Here is a 15,991-nt window from a genome sequence, read left to right as displayed (position 1 = left end):
CATGGGAAACCGCTGCGCCGTGATCGGCGTCGGCCAGACGCACTACACGACCAAGCGCCGGGACGTGTCGATCGCCGGGTTGGTGCGCGAGGCCGCGCTGCGTGCGCTGGAGGACGCCGGCCTGACGTTCAAGGACATCGACGCCGTCGTCGTCGGCAAGGCGCCCGACCTGTTCGAGGGCGTGATGATGCCCGAGGCGTACCTCGCCGACGCGCTCGGCGCGGCCGGGAAGCCGATGATGCGCGTCCACACCGCGGGCAGCGTCGGCGGCTCCACCGCGCTGGTCGGCGCGAGCCTGGTGCAGGGCGGCGTCCACGACCGGGTGCTGGTGGTGGCCTTCGAGAAGCAGTCGGAGTCCAACGCCACCTGGGCCCTGTCGACGCACCTGCCGTTCAACGCGTCGCTGGTGGTCGGCGCGGGCGGCTACTTCGCCCCGCACATCAGGGAGTACATGCGCAGGACCGGCGCGCCGGAGCACATCGGCACGCTCGTCGCGGTCAAGGACCGGCTCAACGCGTTGAAGAACCCGTACGCCCACCTGAAGATCCCCGGCATCGACCGGGCCATGGTGGAGTCGACGCCCATGCTGTGGGAGCCGATCCGCTACCTGGAGACGTGCCCGTCCAGCGACGGCGCCTGTGCGATGGTGCTGGCCTCGGAGTCCGCGGTCACCGGGACGCCCGCCTGGGTCCACGGCACCGCGATGCGCTCGGAGCCGATCTTCCGGGCCGGCCGCGACACCGTGAACCCGCAGGGCGGCAAGGACTGCGCCGCCGACGTCTACCGGCAGGCCGGCGTCGGCGACCCGCGCCGGCAGATCGACGTGGCCGAGGTGTACGTGCCGTTCTCCTGGTACGAGCCGATGTGGCTGGAGAACCTGGGATTCGCCGCCGAGGGCGAGGGCTGGAAGCTCACCGAGTCCGGCGCCACCGCCCTCGACGGCGACATCCCGTGGAACGCCTCCGGCGGCGTCCTGTCCAGCAACCCGATCGGCGCGTCCGGGCTGATCAGGTTCGCCGAGGCCGCGCTCCAGGTGCGCGGCATGGCCGGCGAGCACCAGGTGGACGGCGCCCGGCTGGCGCTCGGCCACGCCTACGGCGGCGGCGCCCAGTTCTTCGCGATGTGGATCGTCGGACGGGAGCGGCCCTGATGGAGTTCAACCACGCCGACCTGTTCGAGGGCGTCGCCGACGTCGTCGGGGACCGGGTGGCCGTCGTCTGCGGGGACGAGCGCCGCACCTACGCCGAGCTGGACGCCGAGGCCAACCGGCTGGCGCACTTCCTGCTGGAGCGCGGCGTCGAACCCGGCCAGCACGTCGGGCTGCACCTCTACAACGGCGTCGAGTACCTCGCCGGGCTGCTGGCCGTGCTGAAGATCCGGGCCGTGCCGATCAACGTCAACTACCGGTACGTGGAGTCCGAGCTGCTCTACCTGTACCGGGACTCCGACATCCGGGCCCTGTTCTACGACGTGGAGTTCGACTCCCGGGTCGCGGCCGTGGTCAAGGACGCGCCCCTGCTGCGCCACCTCGTCGCCGTGGGCGGCCCCTCGGTCATCGCCGACGCCGTGCCGTACTGGATGGCGCTGGAGAGCGGCAAGGCGGAGCGGGGCTTCGCACCGCGCTCCGGGCAGGACGTCTACATCATCTACACCGGCGGAACGACCGGCATGCCCAAGGGCGCCATGTGGCGGGTCGAGGACATGTTCATGGCCTTCGGCGGCGGCAACCCGTACGGCGAGCCGCGCGCCACGCCGCAGGAGGTCGTGGCCGGGGCCGCCGGGTCCGGACCCCTGGTGATGATGGCCACGGCGCCGCTCATGCACGGGGCCGCGCAGATGGCCACGTTCATCGGCTGGTGGATGGGCGCGACCGTCGTGTACGTGCGCAGGTTCGACGCGGCCGGGGTGTGGCGGGCGGTCGAGCGCGAGAGGGTGTTCACGATGAACATCACCGGCGACGCGATGGCCAGGCCGCTCGCCGAGGAGCTCGAACGCGGCGGCCACGACCTGTCGTCGCTCGGCGTGATCAGCTCCACCTCGGCGATCCTCAGCGGCGCCGTCCGCGACCGGCTCCAGGAGTTGCTGCCGAACGTCATGATCCTGGACAACTTCGGCTCGACCGAGTCCGGCTTCACCGCCTCCGGTGTGCCCGGCTCGTCCCCGGAGAAGGGCCTGCGCTACCGGCCGAACGCCTCGGCCCGGGTCGCGGTGCTCGACGAGCGGCTGCGGCCGGTGGAGCCCGGCTCGGGACAGCTCGGCACCATGGCCAAGGCGGGGCGGATCGCGTTCGGCTACTACAACGACCCGGACAAGACGGCCCGCACGTTCGTCACGGACGACGCCGGGACGCGGTGGCTGCTGACCGGCGACCTCGCCACGGTGGACCCCGACGGCACGGTCAACGTGCTCGGCCGGGGCTCGCAGTGCGTCAACACCGGCGGCGAGAAGGTGTTCCCCGAGGAGGTGGAGGCCGTGCTCAAGGGACATCCGGCGGTCTTCGACGCGGTGGTCACCGGGGTGCCCGACGAGCGGTGGGGGAGCAGGGTGGCGGCGGTGGTCGAGCCGCGCCCCGGCGTCGAGGTCACCGCCGCCGAGCTGGACGCGCACTGCCGGGAGCGGCTGTCGGGCTTCAAGGTGCCGCGCACGTACGCGTTCGTGGCGGAGATGGTGCGCTCGCCGGCGGGCAAGGCCGACTACCGGTGGGCGCGGGAGACCGCGGAGGCGGCGGCCTCGTCGGGTTAGGCCTTCTCGCCGGTGAGGACGGCTGCCAGGCCCAGGTAGACGAGGCCGGTGCCGACGTCGAGGCGCCGGCGGGCGCGTGCTGACCGCTTCATCCGGCCCGCCAGCCCCGACGACAGCAGCGCGTACGCGCCGTCGCTGAGCAGACCGAGCGTGATCCACAGCGTGCCCAGCACGAGGATCTGCGGCCCGACCGGCCCCGCGTCGCGGTCGATGAACTGGGGCAGGAACGCCAGGAAGAAGATCGCGGTCTTGGGGTTCAGCACGTTGACCACGAACCCCTCCCAGAACATGCGCCGCCGGCTGTGCGGCTCGGCCGCGACGCCCGCCCCGTCCTCCCCGTCCTTGGCCCGGTGCAGCAGCTTGCGCAGGCCGAGCCAGACCAGGTAGGCGACGCCCGCGTACTTGACCACGGTGAACGCCGTGGCGGAGGCCGCCAGCAGCGCGCTGACGCCGAGCGCGGCGGCGGCCACGTGGACCAGCGAGCCCGCGTGCACGCCGAGAACCGACACCAGGCCGGCCGAGCGGCCCTGGGACACGCTGCGCGTGACGATGAACAGGACCGCGGGACCCGGCACCAGGAGCAGCGCCAGGGTGGCGGTGCAGAACACAGCGAGCGTCGCAATATCGGGCATATGGTCATCGTAGGTACGCGGTCAACGCCTTTTCGTCCCGGGCCGTGCAGGTGAGCCGCCGGTCGGGCGGCTCGGCGAGGAGGGAGTGCCGGTGGGACGAAGGACGCCGATGCTCTGGGGCGTGCTCGGTCTCGGCCTGGTCGCCCTGGCACTGGGACTCTTCCTCGGCCGATGCGACAGCTTCGGGCTCTTCCCCCTCGTGGTGACCGCGTACGTCGCCGGTACGGGCCTCCTCGGAGGAGCGCTCGTCCTCCGCTACCGGCCCGGGGCGGTGGCGTCGGTCCTGGTCCTTCTCTGCGTCGTCGCGGCGGCCTTCCTCGGTGGCGTTCTGGCGTTCTCCGTCGCCTTCGCCCGCTGTTTCGAGTTCTGACCGCCGGGACTCTCAGAGGCCGGCGCGGAGGGCTCCCAGCAGGGCCTCGGTGGCGGGCGGGTGGGGCGGCTCGCCGTACACGGCGGCGTAGATGTGCCTGGTCGAGCCGGGGATCTCGGCCACGGAGACGTCCGGGTGGCGGTGCGCGCGCAGGGCCAGCCCCGGCAGCACGGTCACGCCCATGCCCGCCGCGACGAGCGCCTGGACGGCCACGATGTCGTCGCTGGTGAACGACAGCCGCGGCTCGAACCCCGACTTGGCGCAGATGTCGAGCAGATGGCTGCGGCACCGGTCACAGCCGGCGATCCAGTCGGCGTCCGCGTACGCGGTCAGGTCGCCGGGCTCACCGGTGGAGACCAGCAGGCTGGGGTCGTCGAGCAGGTGGATCATGGTGACCCCGGCCTCCTCGGGCGCGGTGTCGTCGTAGCGGAAGACCACCGCCACGTCGACGCGCCCGGCGCGCAGCATCCTGAGCGCCTCGGGCGGCTCGGTCTCGGTCAGGTGCAGCTTCAGCCCCGGATGGTCGCGGGCGAGGCGCGTCGCGGCCTCGGGGACGAACGTGCCGAGCGCCGACGGGAACGCCGCCAGCCGTACCCGGCCGGAACGGAGGCCGACGTGCGCCGCGAGCTCCTCGGCCGTGGCGTCGATCCGGGCGAGGATGTCGGCCGCCCGTGCGGCGAGCAGCCGGCCCGCCTCGGTCAGCCGGATGCCCCGGCCGGCGCGCTGGATCAGCCGGGCGCCCGTCTCGGCCTCCAGCCGCGCGAGGTGGTGGCTGACCGAGGGCTGCGAGTAGTGCAGCTCCCGGGCCGCCGCCGTCAAGGAGCCCTTGCGGGCCACCGCGTCGAGCACGCGCAGCCGTACGACGTCCAACATCCATCAATCATATCTATGGGTCACGCAGAAGACTTCTGTTGGACCTATCGGTCTGTCTGTAGCACCGTAGAAGGGGAAGGCGGATTATCTGCATTCCCTAGGGGGATACCATGAAAATGACGGCCATCACCGAACGGCCCGGCCTGAGCGACCTGGTCACCGGCATCGGACGGATCACCGCACGCGGGCTCCTCCTGCGCGGCACCGCCCACGAGGTCGCGGCGCTGCTGCGCGCCGGCCTGCCCGGCCCCGACATCCTGACGCCCGAGGAGCGCGCCGGCGTGCCCGGCGGCTACGTCTCCCACGTCCTGCACGCCCAGCAGGACTTCTCCATCACCGCCGTGGTCTGGCAGCCCGACGCCGAGACCGTCGTCCACGACCACGTCTCCTGGTGCGCGTTCGGCGTGATCAGCGGCATCGAGCACGAGACGCTGTACCGCGACATGGGCGACCACCTCGTCGAGATCGGCCGCGCCGACAACCTTCCCGGCGACGCCAGCGGCTTCGCGCCGCCCGGCGACATCCACCGCGTCCGCAACACCAGCGGCGAGGTCGGGGTGTCGCTGCACGTGTACGGCGCCGACATCGGCAAGCTGGGCAGCAGCATCCGCCGCACGTACGACCTCCCGATCCGCTAGCTTCTGCCGCCCCGTAGGCGGTGCGGAGGTCAGGCGAGGTAGCCCACCAGCCGGTCCGCCAGCTCCGCCGGACGGGCGAGCATGGGGCAGTGGCCGCCCGGGATCTCGTCGGGCGTGACGCCGAGCCGCGCCCGGACGACCTCCCGCATGAACGCGGGCGTGAAGAACCGGTCGTCGCGGCACAACAGGAACCGCGTCGGCACGTCGGGCCACCTGTCCAGCGGCCACGGCTCCGCGTCCGCCGTGCCCGCGTGCTGCCTGGAGCCGGCCATCATCTCCGCCGCCAGATCGGGCTCGACGTCCTGCAGGAAGAGGTCCACGCCCTCCCCGTCCCCCTGCCGCCAGCCGGTGTTGTGCCACCAGTCGGCCGGCCGCTCGCCCGGGGCCGGGATCATCGCCGTAACCAGCACCAACAGCTCCGCGTGCACCCGGTCGCAGACCAGGGGCGCGACGAACCCGCCCCAGGAATGGCCGACCACCACCAGATCGGAGCAGCCGGCGACCGCTTTCACGACCGTGTCGGCGTAGTCGCGAAGCCCCGCGGACTCGTCCTCGACCGGCAGGTCCACCGCCACCGCCTCGTGCCCCCTGCGGCGCAGCTCCGGCACGACCAGCCGCCAGTCGCGGCCACTCCCGCCACCACCGTGGATCAGCGCGAACGTCGCCATGTCACCCTCCTCCTGAACGCTTCTCCTCGTTGGACCCGCCGCGGCCCGGAAACTCATCGCGACGCCCCGATTGAAGCTGGAGTATCAGCAATCCGGTGATCAAAGAACCGCAAAAGAAGTTTCTTACTATGATCTCCGGATGTTTTCCGCCGCCCCCGCCGCCGCCTCAGCTTCGCCGCACACCCGGCGTCTGGCCTGGTTGGACGCGCTGCGCGGGCTGGCCGCGATCGTGGTGGTCTTCGAGCACGCGCTCGAACCGCTGTGGCCGGAGGCGCGGACGCCGATCAAGGCCGTCTTCGATCCCGGCTGGTACGGCGTGCTGGTGTTCTTCCTGGTCAGCGGCTACATCGTGCCGGCGTCGCTGGAGCGCCGGGGCAGCGTGCGGGCCTTTTGGATCTCGCGGTTCTTCCGGTTGTGGCCGCTGTTCGCCGTGTGCGTGGCCGGCATGATGCTGCTGGCGGCGGTCGGCTGGGACAGCTTGCACACCTGGTGGGGCAGCCGGCCGGTGGCGCTGGCCCTGGCGCACGCCGGCATGCTGCAGAACCTGATGTACGTGCCGAACCTGGCCAATGTGCTGTGGACACTGTCCTACGAGATGGCCTTCTACCTGCTGCTGACGGCGATGTTCAGCCTGGGCGTACACCGGCGCAGCACCGCGGCCGCGCTCGCGTTCGGGGCGGCCGCGGTGCTGGGTGCCGGGCTGCTGCCGGTGGCGCTCCTGTCGGCCGGTGGGGCCGGCCGGATGCTCACCGTCGTGGTCGTGGTGACCGCCGTGCTGGCCGCCGGCCTGGCCGCGACGTTGTCCGGCGGCAGGCGGGTACGGCAGGTGGGCGCGGTGGTCATCGCCGGCACGATCCTCCTGCTGCTGGCGGTCAACCAGAGCTACCCCGGGCCGTGGCAAGGGCTGTTCATCCTGGCGACCATGTTCGCCGGCACCGCGCTGTATCGCGTCGAGACACGGGGGCTCGGCCGCCGGCACATCGCCTGGGTGGCGCTGATACCGCTGGCGGGACTGTGGCTGGCCCGCGCCGAGCTCGGGACGCAGGTGGCGATCGCGGCGGCCTGGCTCACCTTCGCCGCCGGGACGGCACTGCGCCACCGCACGATGCCGTCATGGCTGACCTGGCTGGGCCTGGTGTCCTACTCGATCTACCTGCTGCACCCGCTGCTGCTGGAGAGCGTGGAGTTCTTCCTGCCGGACCCGCCGGCCGTGCCGCTGGCAGCGCGCATGACGCTGCTGGCGGCGGTGTACGCGGCGCTGCTCGGCCTGTGCGCGCTGACCTGGCGATGGGTGGAACTGCCGGCGCAGCGGCTGGGCAGGCGCCTGATCAGCCGGGCCGAATCCCGCCGGGCGGGGTCCGGCCCGGCGGGGGGCTCAGGAGAACCAGACCACGAGCCGCACGTTTTCCGCGCCGTGTAGTCCGCCCAGTGTGCGCATCACGCTCCAGACAGGCCCCCAGTGGGTGTCGTCTCCCGCCACTTCGTCGCGGCGTCGCGTGCCGGAGCCGTCCGTTTCCTGCCAGTTGGCGGAGACCAGCTCGGACCAGGTGATCCACGTTGTGCCGTGGATGTCAGCAGGCCCGCCGTGAGCGGCGTGATCGCTGCTCAGCCTCTCGGACGCGTCACCTGGAAATCCGCGGCCCTCGGCGAGAGGGTGGAAGCCGAAGGAGTTGCGGATTCCGAAGAGGCACGCGAGGGCGTCGTAGGCGTTGCCCGTATTGAGCAGGGAGAGGTCGATGGCGGCGTGCCAGACGGAGTCCTCGTCGTCGGGGCCCCAAAGACGGGCGCCCGGTCGGCACTCGATCATCCCGCTGACTTCGGTGGACATGCCGGAGATCCTGCCAGCTCCGCCGACGACTCGACCCCGGGGTCAGGGCGCCGGCCGGACCCGCCCCCGGTGAGCGCACGGCCACCACCGATCGACCCGTTCCTCACTCCCCGGTGGTGCCGTCGATCCGCTCGCGCAGCAGGTCGGCGTGGCCGTTGTGGCGGGCGTACTCCTCGATCATGTGCACGAGGATCCAGCGGTGGGAGAACCTCTCGCCGTGGCGAAGCCGCTTGCCCAGGGCGTCGAGGGGCAGCCCGGCCGACACCTCCCGCGCGTGCTCGACCTCGGCCCGCCAGACCGCGAACGCCTCCTCGGCGGACGTGTCGTCCACGTTCTCGAAGTCGGCGTCCCGGTTGGTCTCCTTGCCCCACAGGAGCGGCACGTCCTCGTCGCAGAGCACGTGCCGGAACCACGCCCGCTCCACGTGCGCCAGGTGCCGTACCAGCCCGAGCAGCGACATGCCGGACGGCTCCACAGCCGGCAGCCGCAACTGCTCATCGGTCAGGTCCTCGCACTTGAGCGCCAGGGTGTCACGCTGCCAGTCGAGGAACGTGCTCAAAGTGACCCGCTCATCGGCGGCCAGCGGCGGGTCAACACGGTTGTCTGCCATGGGCGGCAACGTACCCCGCCACCCTCCCACCGCGCATCCGGTGCGTTGACTGACGTCAGTGTCAAGGTTCCATACTTGGCCGCATGATCTTCACGCAGGCGGAACTCGACTATCTGGCCGGACAGCATCTTGGCCGCCTGGCCACCGTCTCTCCCGCCGGTCACGTTCAGAACAATCCCGTGGGGTTCTTCGTGGACGCCGCCTCGGGCACGATCACCATAGGCGGGCACGCGCTGGGGGTGTCGAAGAAGTTCAGGAACGTCCAGCAGGGCAGCACCGTGTCTCTCGTCGTGGACGACCTGGCCTCGGTGGACCCGTGGGTGGTGCGCGGCATCGAGATCCGGGGCTCGGCGGTGGCCCTGACCGATCACGAGCCGCCGGTTCCGTACTTCTCACGGGAGATCATCAAGATCACCCCCAGCAAGATCATCTCTTGGGGGCTCGACGGGGCTCGGTCGAGCCGCACGGTGTGATCGGCGCTCGACTGACCGGGCGCTGCTCGGCCCGCCGGCCCGACCAGGTCGGCGCCTACTCGTCGGCGGGGGTCGGTCGGGGCTCCAGCAGGTGGAGGATCTCGGCGTGGCCTGTGCCGAGCCGGCGTTCGGAGCGGAGCGCGCCCGTCTCGTCGCGTACCTCCGCCACGATCCGCACGTCGCCGCCCTCCGACCGCTCGTCGCGGACCGTGACACGGCGTCCCGGTCCCGCCCCGGCCTGCGCCAGGAGCTCCGCCTCGATGTCGCGCCCGGCGTACGGGCGGGCGTGGTCGGCCGGGGTCCGGCCCTGGCCGTCGCGGTGGGCGGGGCTCGCCCCGTGGTCGAGCAGCGCCCTGACCACGGCCGTCGAGCCGTGTCCGGCGGCGTGGGACAGCGCGGTGCGGCCGGCCGAGTCGCCCAGGTCAGGTGTGGCGCCCCTGGCGAGGAGGGCGCGCACGACAGCGAGGTGCTCGTTCGCGGCGGCCCAGTGCAGCGCCGTCATCCCGGTCCGCTCGACGTCCTCCCGCCGGTCGGGGTCGGCCCCGGCGTCGAGCAGGGCCTCGACGGCGTCGAGGTGCCCCCAGGCCGCGGCGGCGCACAGCGGCAGCCCTTCGTGGTCGTCCCCACCCTCGCGGCCGGGGTCGGCGCCGGCTTCCAGCAGCACGCGTACGATCTCCGCGTGGCCCTGCACGGCGGCCCGGTAGAGGGCGGTGCTGCCGTTCTCGTCGGGCTCGTCCGGGAGCGCGCCGCCCTGGAGCAGCCGCCGCACCGTTTCGGCCTCGCCCAGCGCCGCCGCCGTCACCAGACCCGCATCCTCGCTCATGCGCGCCAGTCTCGTACGAGACCGCCCGCGTGATCCACTCGTTTGAACGCTCTGCACTACGTCCTCACGGAGGCGTGGTCGCCGCCCGCCTGCCGGCGGACACGGTCCCGCACGACGACACCGCCGTGGCCAAGGGGGAAGTGGGGGGCGCGGAGCCCCCCCACAAGCCACGGTCGAGGAACCCCGGGGTCAGACGCCCAGCGCAGACGGGGAGCCGAGCTCCTCCAGGAACAGGGCCTCGGCCGTGGCGACGCGGCGCAGCTCCTCCAGGTCCACCCGCTCGTTCGGGGCGTGCACCGCCGCCTCCTCGTCCTCCGCCCCGAAGAGCAGGATCTCCGCCGCCGGGAACTGCTTGAGCAGCGTGTTGACCAGCGGGATGGAGCCTCCGGCCCCGACGTCGCGGGGCGGGCGGCCGAAGGCGCGCTCCATGGCCCGGTTGAGGGCGGCGCGGGCCTTGCCGCCGGAGTCGGCCTGGAAGCCGGACCCCACGGTGAAGTCGCCGAACGACACCTGCGCCCCCCACGGCGCCACCTGGCGCAGGAAGTCGACGACGGCGTTGACCGTGGTCTTCGGGTCGCCGGCCGGAGGGACGCGGACGGTGACGCGGGCCCGGGCCATCGGCTGGACCGCGTTGATGGCCCCGGAGACCGTGGGCACGTCGAGGCCGGTCACGGTGATGGCGTACGACGCCCACAGCCGGTCGGCGAGCGAGCCGGAGCCGACGAGCGAGACGCCGTCGACCACCCCGGCCGTCCGGCGGAACTCCTCCTCCGACGGCCCCTGCCCGAGGAACGTGCCGCGCGGCAGGCCGGGCACGCGGATGTCGCCGTTGTCGTCGTGCAGGGAGGTGACCATGCGCATGAGCGCGGCGAGCGCGTCGGGAGCGGCGCCGCCGAACTGGCCGCTGTGCACGGACTCGCGCAGCGTGCGGACCTCCATGGTGAACGCCGCCATGCCGCGCAGCGACGTGGTGACGGCGGGGTCGCCGACGCGCGGGTTGCCGGTGTCGGCGACCACGATGGCGTCGGCCCGCAGCAGGTCGGGGTTGCGGTCGACGAAGGCTTCGAGTCGCTCCCCGGCGTACTCCTCCTGGCCCTCGATGATGACCTTCACGCCGACGGGGAAGCGGCCCTGGAAGGAACGCAGGGCGAGCACGTGGGAGATGACGCCGGACTTGTCGTCGGCGGTGCCCCGGCCGTACAGCTGCCCGTCGATGAGCGTGGGCTCGAACGGCGGGGTGCGCCAGGCGGCGGGGTCGCCGGCGGGCTGCACGTCGTAGTGGGCGTACAGCAGGACGGTGGGCGCGCCGGGAGGGGCGGGCGCCTCGCCGTACACGGCGGGGAAGCTGCCCTCGACGGGTATCTGCTGCACGCGCGGCAGCCCGGCCGAGCGCAGCAGCTCCTCGGTGTAGGCCGCGGCCGCGTACACGGGCTCCTCGGGATGCCCGGGGAAGGCGACGGACGGGATGGCGGCGAGCCGTCGGAGCTCCTCGACGGCCTGCGGCATCGCCGCGGCGACGGCGTTCTCGATCTGGTCAGGAGTCACGGGACGGTCCCCCGGGGTCGTTTCGGTAGTCAACATCTCATTGGATCACAGACGCTCCCGCACCGCGGGAAACGGGCATGACCCGCGCGCAAATCTACCTGCGGATTTCGTAGCGGTTACATAGAGCTTCTGCGGATCTCGGTTTTCTTGCAGAGTGTCGCGACGCTTTCGCTTGGCAAACCCCAAGTGAACATGCAGACTGTGGGGAGGTCAGAGGCAAGGGAAGATAACCATGACGCAGCCGGACAACGACATCAACAAGGCCGCGCAAGACCACCTGTGGTTGCACTTCACCAGGCATAGCGCCTATCAGCAGGCCGAGATCCCGACGATCGTCCGGGGCGAGGGCTCGTACATCTACGACATCCACGGCAAGCGCTACCTCGACGGGCTCGCCGGGCTCTTCGTCGTCCAGGCCGGCCACGGCCGCAGCGAGCTGGCCGAGGCCGCCGCCAAGCAGGCCCAGGAGCTGGCCTTCTTCCCGCTGTGGTCCTACGCGCACCCGAAGGCGGTCGAGCTGGCCGAGCGGCTCGCGGCCCTGGCGCCGGGCGAGCTGAACCGCGTCTTCTTCACCACCGGCGGCGGCGAGGCCGTCGAGACGGCGTGGAAGCTCGCCAAGCAGTACTTCAAGCTCACCGGCAAGCCGCTCAAGCACAAGGTCATCAGCCGCCAGATCGCCTACCACGGCACCCCGCAGGGCGCTCTGTCGATCACCGGCATCCCGGCGTTCAAGCAGATGTTCGAGCCGCTGGTCCCCGGCTCCGTCCGCGTGCCCAACACCAACCACTACCGCGCCGACGAGATCAGCGGCGTCAAGGGCATGACGCCCGAGGAGTACGGCCTGTGGGCGGCCGATCGCGTGGCCCGCGCCATCGAGATGGAGGGCCCGGACACGGTCGCCGCCGTCTTCGCCGAGCCGGTGCAGAACGCCGGCGGCTGCTTCCCGCCGCCTCCCGGCTACTGGCAGCGCCTGCGCGAGATCTGCGACGAGTACGACGTGCTGCTCGTCTCCGACGAGGTCATCTGCGCCTTCGGCCGCCTCGGCACGATGTTCGGCGGCGAGAAGTTCGACTACGTGCCCGACATCATCACCTGCGCCAAGGGCATGACCTCCGGCTACTCGCCGATCGGCGCCATGATCGCGCACGAGCGGCTGTTCGAGCCGTTCAAGGACGGCGACAACATGTTCGCCCACGGCTACACCTTCGGCGGCCACCCCGTCTCCGCGGCCGTCGCGCTGGCCAACCTCGACATCTTCGAGCGCGAGGACCTGCTCGGCCACGTCACCAGGAACGAGCCGCTGTTCCAGGCCACGCTCGACGGCCTGAAGGACCTGCCGATCGTCGGCGACGTGCGCGGCTCCGGCTACTTCTGGGGCATCGAGCTGGTCAAGGACAAGACCACCAAGGAGACGTTCACGGCGGAGGAGTCGGAGCGGCTGCTGCGCGGCTTCCTGTCCAAGGCACTCTTCGACGCGGGCCTCTACTGCCGCGCCGACGACCGGGGCGACCCGGTCATCCAGCTCGCGCCCCCGCTCATCGCGGGGCCGCGGGAGTTCGACGAGATCGGCTCGATCCTCCGCTCGGTGCTCACCGAAGCGTGGTCTCGCCTCTGACACCCCCCTCTCCGGCACGGCCCCGCGCCGTGCCGGAGCACGTCCCGAAAGGATTGCGCGATGAAGATCGGCGTGCCTGCCGAGGTCAAGAACCATGAATACCGGGTGGCCGCCACGCCGGCGGGCGTGCACGAGCTGGTGCGCAACGGCCACGAGGTGACCGTGCAGCGCGGCGCGGGCCTCGGCTCGCACATCACCGACGAGGAGTACCTCGCGGCCGGCGCGAAGATGCTCGACAGCGCCGACGACGTCTGGGCCGAGGCCGACATGGTGCTCAAGGTCAAGGAGCCGATCGCCGAGGAGTACCACCGGCTGCGTGAGGGCCTGGTGCTGTTCACGTACCTGCACCTGGCGGCGTCGCGGCCGTGCACCGACGCGCTGCTGTCGGCGCGGACCACCGGCGTCGCGTACGAGACCGTGCAGGTCGGCAACGCGCTGCCGCTGCTGGCGCCGATGTCGGAGGTGGCCGGCCGGCTCGCCCCGCAGGTCGGCGCGTACAACCTGATGCGCTTCAACGGCGGCCGCGGCGTCCTGCCGGGCGGCGTGCCGGGCGTGGCCCCGGCGAAGGTCGTCGTCATCGGCGGCGGCGTCTCCGGCCTGAACGCCGCGCAGATCGCCGTCGGCATGGGCGCCGACGTGACCGTGCTCGACACGAACGTCGACCGCCTGCGCCAGATCGACGCCATCTACCAGGGCCGGCTCAAGACGCTCGTCTCCACCTCGTACGCCATCGAGCAGGAGGTGCTGCAGGCCGACCTGGTCATCGGCGCGGTCCTCATCCCCGGCGCCAAGGCGCCGACGCTCGTCTCGAACGACCTGGTCTCGCGCATGAAGCCGGGCTCGGTGCTGGTGGACATCGCCATCGACCAGGGCGGCTGCTTCGAGGACTCCCGCCCGACCACGCACGCCGACCCGACGTACACGGTGCACGGCTCGGTGTTCTACTGCGTGGCCAACATGCCGGGCTCGGTGGCCAACACCTCCACGTACGCGCTGACGAACGCCACGCTGCCGTACGCGGTGAAGCTGGCCAACCTCGGCTGGCGCGACGCCCTGGCCCAGGACCCGGCCCTGGCGGCGGGCCTCAACACGCACGACGGGAAGCTCACCAACGCGCCGGTCGCGCAGGCGCTGCGGCTGCCGTACACGCCGGTGACCGAGGTCCTCGCCTCCTAGGAAGCCGCCGGAGGAGCCGCCGGCGGCGGCGCCGGGCGATCAGCGGACGCCGAGACGGCGCCGCAGGTCGCGGGCGGTGGCCAGCACGTGCTCGACCTCGCCCTGGCTCGGCCAGGGCGAGCTGCCGGGCCGCAGCAGCGTGCCGCGGACCGACGCGAAGTGTTCGACCGCGCTCGCGTGCAGGCCGCTGCGCTCGACCAGCCACCGCACGACGTCGGTGTGGTCGCGCAGCGGCCTGGTCACGAGGTCCCACGTGCCGAGCAGCTCCGACAACTCGTGTACGGCCAGCGCCACGCCGCCCCGGCGGCCGGTCGCGGCGGCGGCCAGCTCGGCCCGCGCCGCCAGCTCCGGCTCGGTCACCCGGTCCCAGCCGGGCGGCGGCGGGTGGGACAGCCAGCGCTCCGCCTCGGCGAACTCCCCGGCGGCCGACAGCAGCCCGCCCAGCTCCACGGCCGCGTGGTGGTGCCCGGCCAGCGCCGCCACCCGGAACCAGTGCCGCCCGGCGGCCAGGTCGCCGTACTCGGCGATGAGCAGCAGCCCGAAGCCGAACGCCGAGCCGGCGTCGCCCGCGGCCGCCGCCCGGCCGAACCAGTGGCTGGCCCCCGCCGGGTCGCCGAGCTCCACGCACACGAACCCGGCCATGCGCTGGTCGCCCAGCCGCCCCGCGTTGGCGGCCCGCTCGTACCAGGCGCGGGCCGTGCGCAGGTCGCCGCGCGACAGCGCGATGCCGCCGAGCTGCGAGGCCGCGCCCGGGTGGTCGCTGGTGGCGGCGAGGCGGTAGTACGCCTCGGCGCTCTCCGGGTCGCGGCGGGCCTGGAGGAGCAGCCCGAGGTGGTAGGCGGAGTCGGCGTGGCCGCCCCGGGTGGCGTGCTCCCACCAGCGGGCCGTCTCGGCCTCGTCGCCGCAGGCGTAGGCGAGGAAGCCCAGGTCGTGCGCGGAGGCGTGGTCGCCCTCGCCGGCCGCCCTGCGGTGCCACTGCCGGGCGGCGGGCAGCTCGCCCGCGTCCTCGCAGATCAGCGCCAGCCGGCGGGCCGCGGCCCGGGAGCCGGAGCGGGCCGCCCGCTCGAACCAGCCGCGGGCGGCGTCCGGGTCGCCGCGCTGCTCCAGCAGCAGGGGGGCCAGGTTGACCGCGGCCTCGACGTCGCCCCGGCCCGCCGCCCGCTCGTACCAGGACACGGCCTCCTCCAGGCTGCCGTGCTTCTCGTGCCAGATCCCCAGGTTGTAGGCGCTGTCGACGTTGCCGCTCACCGCGGCCCGCTCCCACCAGTGCCGGGCCGCCGAGCGGTCGCCGCGCTGGGCGCAGAGCCGGCCGAGCCGGTGCGCGGCCTGCGGGTCGCCCGCCTGCGCGGCCTGGAGCAGCTCGGGCTCGTCGCCGACCCGGGGCGCCGGAACGGCCGGTGCCGCCACCTCACCTTGCCACCACGCCATGCGCACAGGGTGGCACGTGATCGAGTCGGTGCGGAGTGTAATCGCCGAGAGCACTAGGAGAAGTTGATGAAGCCTGTGTACATCCCCATCGCGCAGACGTAGCGCAGGGTTCCGGGTGGTCGCGGAGGCAGCCGCACGGTCGCCGGGAGGGGCACGTCACGGCCCTCGATGGTGACGGTACGAGTGCAGCCGCCGGGGTCGGCCAGCCTGAACACGATCTCCACGGGTACGCCCGCCCGGGCCGTCACGAGCCCGGGACGGAAGCCGTCGCGCGTGGCCCACACCGTGACGGGGCCCGTGCCGGGCGCCTCCTCGCCGGTGACGGCGCCGGCCGGAGGCGTGGCGCCGGGCAGCCAGCCGCCCAGGTTGAGCCCCGACCCGGCCGTCCACAGCCCGGCGGCCAGCGCCACCACCCCGGCGAGGCGGGCCACGCGGGTGTGCGAGACGCGCCGCAGGACGTACCCGAGCAGCGCGAACGCGGGCGCGCTGCCCGCCCCGAACCCGGCCATCACCGCCGCCCGCCTCGCCCGGCCCCGCTGGGCCGTGGGCCGCCTGGGGGGCCTCCGCCTC

At 72.6% G+C, this 15,991-nt stretch carries 16 protein-coding genes and 1 pseudogene; 8 read left to right on the top strand and 9 right to left on the bottom strand.

Features of this window, described 5'->3' with window-relative positions:
- Position 1 precedes the first annotated feature (1 nt).
- Positions 2–1,150 (top strand): thiolase domain-containing protein, encoded by a 1,149-nt coding sequence (locus MTP10_RS36285; protein ID WP_310715659.1) that lies wholly within the window; start codon positions 2–4, stop codon positions 1,148–1,150.
- On the top strand, positions 1,150–2,742 hold the full coding sequence (locus MTP10_RS36280; RefSeq protein ID WP_310715657.1) for an acyl-CoA synthetase: 1,593 nt from the start codon (positions 1,150–1,152) through the stop codon (positions 2,740–2,742). Before MTP10_RS36285 ends, MTP10_RS36280 begins: the two co-directional genes overlap by 1 nt.
- Here MTP10_RS36280 and MTP10_RS36275 read toward each other — a convergent pair.
- On the bottom strand, positions 2,739–3,374 hold the full coding sequence (locus tag MTP10_RS36275) for a LysE family translocator (protein ID WP_310715655.1): 636 nt from the start codon (positions 3,372–3,374) through the stop codon (positions 2,739–2,741). The genes MTP10_RS36280 and MTP10_RS36275 overlap by 4 nt on opposite strands.
- A gap of 91 nt (positions 3,375–3,465) precedes the next feature.
- On the opposite strand from MTP10_RS36275, the gene MTP10_RS36270 reads away from it, so the two are divergent.
- On the top strand, positions 3,466–3,744 hold the full coding sequence (locus MTP10_RS36270; protein ID WP_310715653.1) for a hypothetical protein: 279 nt from the start codon (positions 3,466–3,468) through the stop codon (positions 3,742–3,744).
- Positions 3,745–3,756: 12 nt separating this feature from the next.
- Here MTP10_RS36270 and MTP10_RS36265 read toward each other — a convergent pair whose 3' ends face one another.
- Positions 3,757–4,617 (bottom strand): LysR family transcriptional regulator, encoded by an 861-nt coding sequence (locus MTP10_RS36265; protein WP_310715651.1) that lies wholly within the window; start codon positions 4,615–4,617, stop codon positions 3,757–3,759.
- A gap of 116 nt (positions 4,618–4,733) precedes the next feature.
- On the opposite strand from MTP10_RS36265, the gene MTP10_RS36260 reads away from it, so the two are divergent.
- Positions 4,734–5,255: a cysteine dioxygenase family protein gene (locus tag MTP10_RS36260; protein WP_310715649.1), complete on the top strand. Its 522-nt coding sequence runs from the start codon at positions 4,734–4,736 to the stop codon at positions 5,253–5,255.
- 29 nt (positions 5,256–5,284) lie between these two features.
- Here MTP10_RS36260 and MTP10_RS36255 read toward each other — a convergent pair whose 3' ends face one another.
- Positions 5,285–5,923 (bottom strand): alpha/beta hydrolase, encoded by a 639-nt coding sequence (locus MTP10_RS36255; RefSeq protein ID WP_310715648.1) that lies wholly within the window; start codon positions 5,921–5,923, stop codon positions 5,285–5,287.
- A gap of 139 nt (positions 5,924–6,062) precedes the next feature.
- Here MTP10_RS36255 and MTP10_RS36250 point away from each other — a divergent pair, with 139 nt between their 5' ends.
- On the top strand, positions 6,063–7,343 hold the full coding sequence (locus MTP10_RS36250) for an acyltransferase (protein ID WP_310715646.1): 1,281 nt from the start codon (positions 6,063–6,065) through the stop codon (positions 7,341–7,343).
- On the opposite strand, the gene MTP10_RS36245 is transcribed toward MTP10_RS36250, so the two are convergent.
- Positions 7,299–7,751, bottom strand: a complete 453-nt coding sequence (locus tag MTP10_RS36245) for a hypothetical protein (protein WP_310715644.1) — start codon at positions 7,749–7,751, stop codon at positions 7,299–7,301. The two genes, MTP10_RS36250 and MTP10_RS36245, sit on opposite strands and share 45 nt — an antisense overlap.
- A 103-nt stretch (positions 7,752–7,854) precedes the next feature.
- On the bottom strand, positions 7,855–8,361 hold the full coding sequence (locus MTP10_RS36240; protein WP_310715642.1) for a DinB family protein: 507 nt from the start codon (positions 8,359–8,361) through the stop codon (positions 7,855–7,857).
- 83 nt (positions 8,362–8,444) lie between these two features.
- On the opposite strand from MTP10_RS36240, the gene MTP10_RS36235 reads away from it, so the two are divergent.
- Positions 8,445–8,834 (top strand): PPOX class F420-dependent oxidoreductase, encoded by a 390-nt coding sequence (locus MTP10_RS36235; protein ID WP_310715640.1) that lies wholly within the window; start codon positions 8,445–8,447, stop codon positions 8,832–8,834.
- A gap of 55 nt (positions 8,835–8,889) precedes the next feature.
- On the opposite strand, the gene MTP10_RS36230 is transcribed toward MTP10_RS36235, so the two are convergent.
- Positions 8,890–9,657, bottom strand: coding sequence for an ankyrin repeat domain-containing protein (locus MTP10_RS36230; RefSeq protein ID WP_310715638.1), 768 nt, complete (start codon positions 9,655–9,657; stop codon positions 8,890–8,892).
- Positions 9,658–9,846: 189 nt separating this feature from the next.
- Positions 9,847–11,202 (bottom strand): dipeptidase, encoded by a 1,356-nt coding sequence (locus MTP10_RS36225; protein WP_310715636.1) that lies wholly within the window; start codon positions 11,200–11,202, stop codon positions 9,847–9,849.
- Between the two features lie 232 nt (positions 11,203–11,434).
- On the opposite strand from MTP10_RS36225, the gene MTP10_RS36220 reads away from it, so the two are divergent.
- Both MTP10_RS36220 and ald read left to right on the top strand, forming a co-directional pair.
- Complete coding sequence (locus tag MTP10_RS36220; RefSeq protein WP_310715633.1) at positions 11,435–12,817, top strand: aspartate aminotransferase family protein; 1,383 nt, start codon at positions 11,435–11,437, stop codon at positions 12,815–12,817.
- Between the two features lie 60 nt (positions 12,818–12,877).
- Complete coding sequence (gene ald / locus MTP10_RS36215; RefSeq protein WP_310715631.1) at positions 12,878–13,993, top strand: alanine dehydrogenase; 1,116 nt, start codon at positions 12,878–12,880, stop codon at positions 13,991–13,993.
- Positions 13,994–14,032: 39 nt separating this feature from the next.
- Here the strand turns inward: ald and MTP10_RS36210 are convergent, their stop codons facing one another.
- Positions 14,033–15,421, bottom strand: coding sequence for a tetratricopeptide repeat protein (locus MTP10_RS36210; RefSeq protein WP_310715629.1), 1,389 nt, complete (start codon positions 15,419–15,421; stop codon positions 14,033–14,035).
- A gap of 53 nt (positions 15,422–15,474) precedes the next feature.
- A pseudogene (locus MTP10_RS36205) lies at positions 15,475–15,991 on the bottom strand (hypothetical protein); the annotation flags it as partial.

This window comes from Nonomuraea sp. 3-1Str (assembly GCF_031570565.1).
Taxonomy (GTDB): Bacteria; Actinomycetota; Actinomycetes; order Streptosporangiales; family Streptosporangiaceae; genus Nonomuraea.
This window is presented reverse-complemented; position numbering and strand designations above follow the sequence as displayed.

Excerpts from the sequence above, each read along its gene's own strand:
- MTP10_RS36285 (WP_310715659.1), top strand. The coding sequence starts at position 2 with ATGGGAAACCGCTGCGCCGTGATCGGCGTCGGCCAGACGCACTACACG.
- MTP10_RS36230 (WP_310715638.1), bottom strand. The coding sequence starts at position 9,657 with ATGAGCGAGGATGCGGGTCTGGTGACGGCGGCGGCGCTGGGCGAGGCC.
- MTP10_RS36265 (WP_310715651.1), bottom strand. The coding sequence starts at position 4,617 with ATGTTGGACGTCGTACGGCTGCGCGTGCTCGACGCGGTGGCCCGCAAG.
- MTP10_RS36235 (WP_310715640.1), top strand. The coding sequence starts at position 8,445 with ATGATCTTCACGCAGGCGGAACTCGACTATCTGGCCGGACAGCATCTT.
- MTP10_RS36255 (WP_310715648.1), bottom strand. The coding sequence starts at position 5,923 with ATGGCGACGTTCGCGCTGATCCACGGTGGTGGCGGGAGTGGCCGCGAC.
- MTP10_RS36280 (WP_310715657.1), top strand. The coding sequence starts at position 1,150 with ATGGAGTTCAACCACGCCGACCTGTTCGAGGGCGTCGCCGACGTCGTC.
- MTP10_RS36260 (WP_310715649.1), top strand. The coding sequence starts at position 4,734 with ATGACGGCCATCACCGAACGGCCCGGCCTGAGCGACCTGGTCACCGGC.
- MTP10_RS36275 (WP_310715655.1), bottom strand. The coding sequence starts at position 3,374 with ATGCCCGATATTGCGACGCTCGCTGTGTTCTGCACCGCCACCCTGGCG.
- MTP10_RS36245 (WP_310715644.1), bottom strand. The coding sequence starts at position 7,751 with ATGTCCACCGAAGTCAGCGGGATGATCGAGTGCCGACCGGGCGCCCGT.
- MTP10_RS36220 (WP_310715633.1), top strand. The coding sequence starts at position 11,435 with ATGACGCAGCCGGACAACGACATCAACAAGGCCGCGCAAGACCACCTG.
- ald (WP_310715631.1), top strand. The coding sequence starts at position 12,878 with ATGAAGATCGGCGTGCCTGCCGAGGTCAAGAACCATGAATACCGGGTG.
- MTP10_RS36240 (WP_310715642.1), bottom strand. The coding sequence starts at position 8,361 with ATGGCAGACAACCGTGTTGACCCGCCGCTGGCCGCCGATGAGCGGGTC.
- MTP10_RS36210 (WP_310715629.1), bottom strand. The coding sequence starts at position 15,421 with ATGGCGTGGTGGCAAGGTGAGGTGGCGGCACCGGCCGTTCCGGCGCCC.
- MTP10_RS36250 (WP_310715646.1), top strand. The coding sequence starts at position 6,063 with ATGTTTTCCGCCGCCCCCGCCGCCGCCTCAGCTTCGCCGCACACCCGG.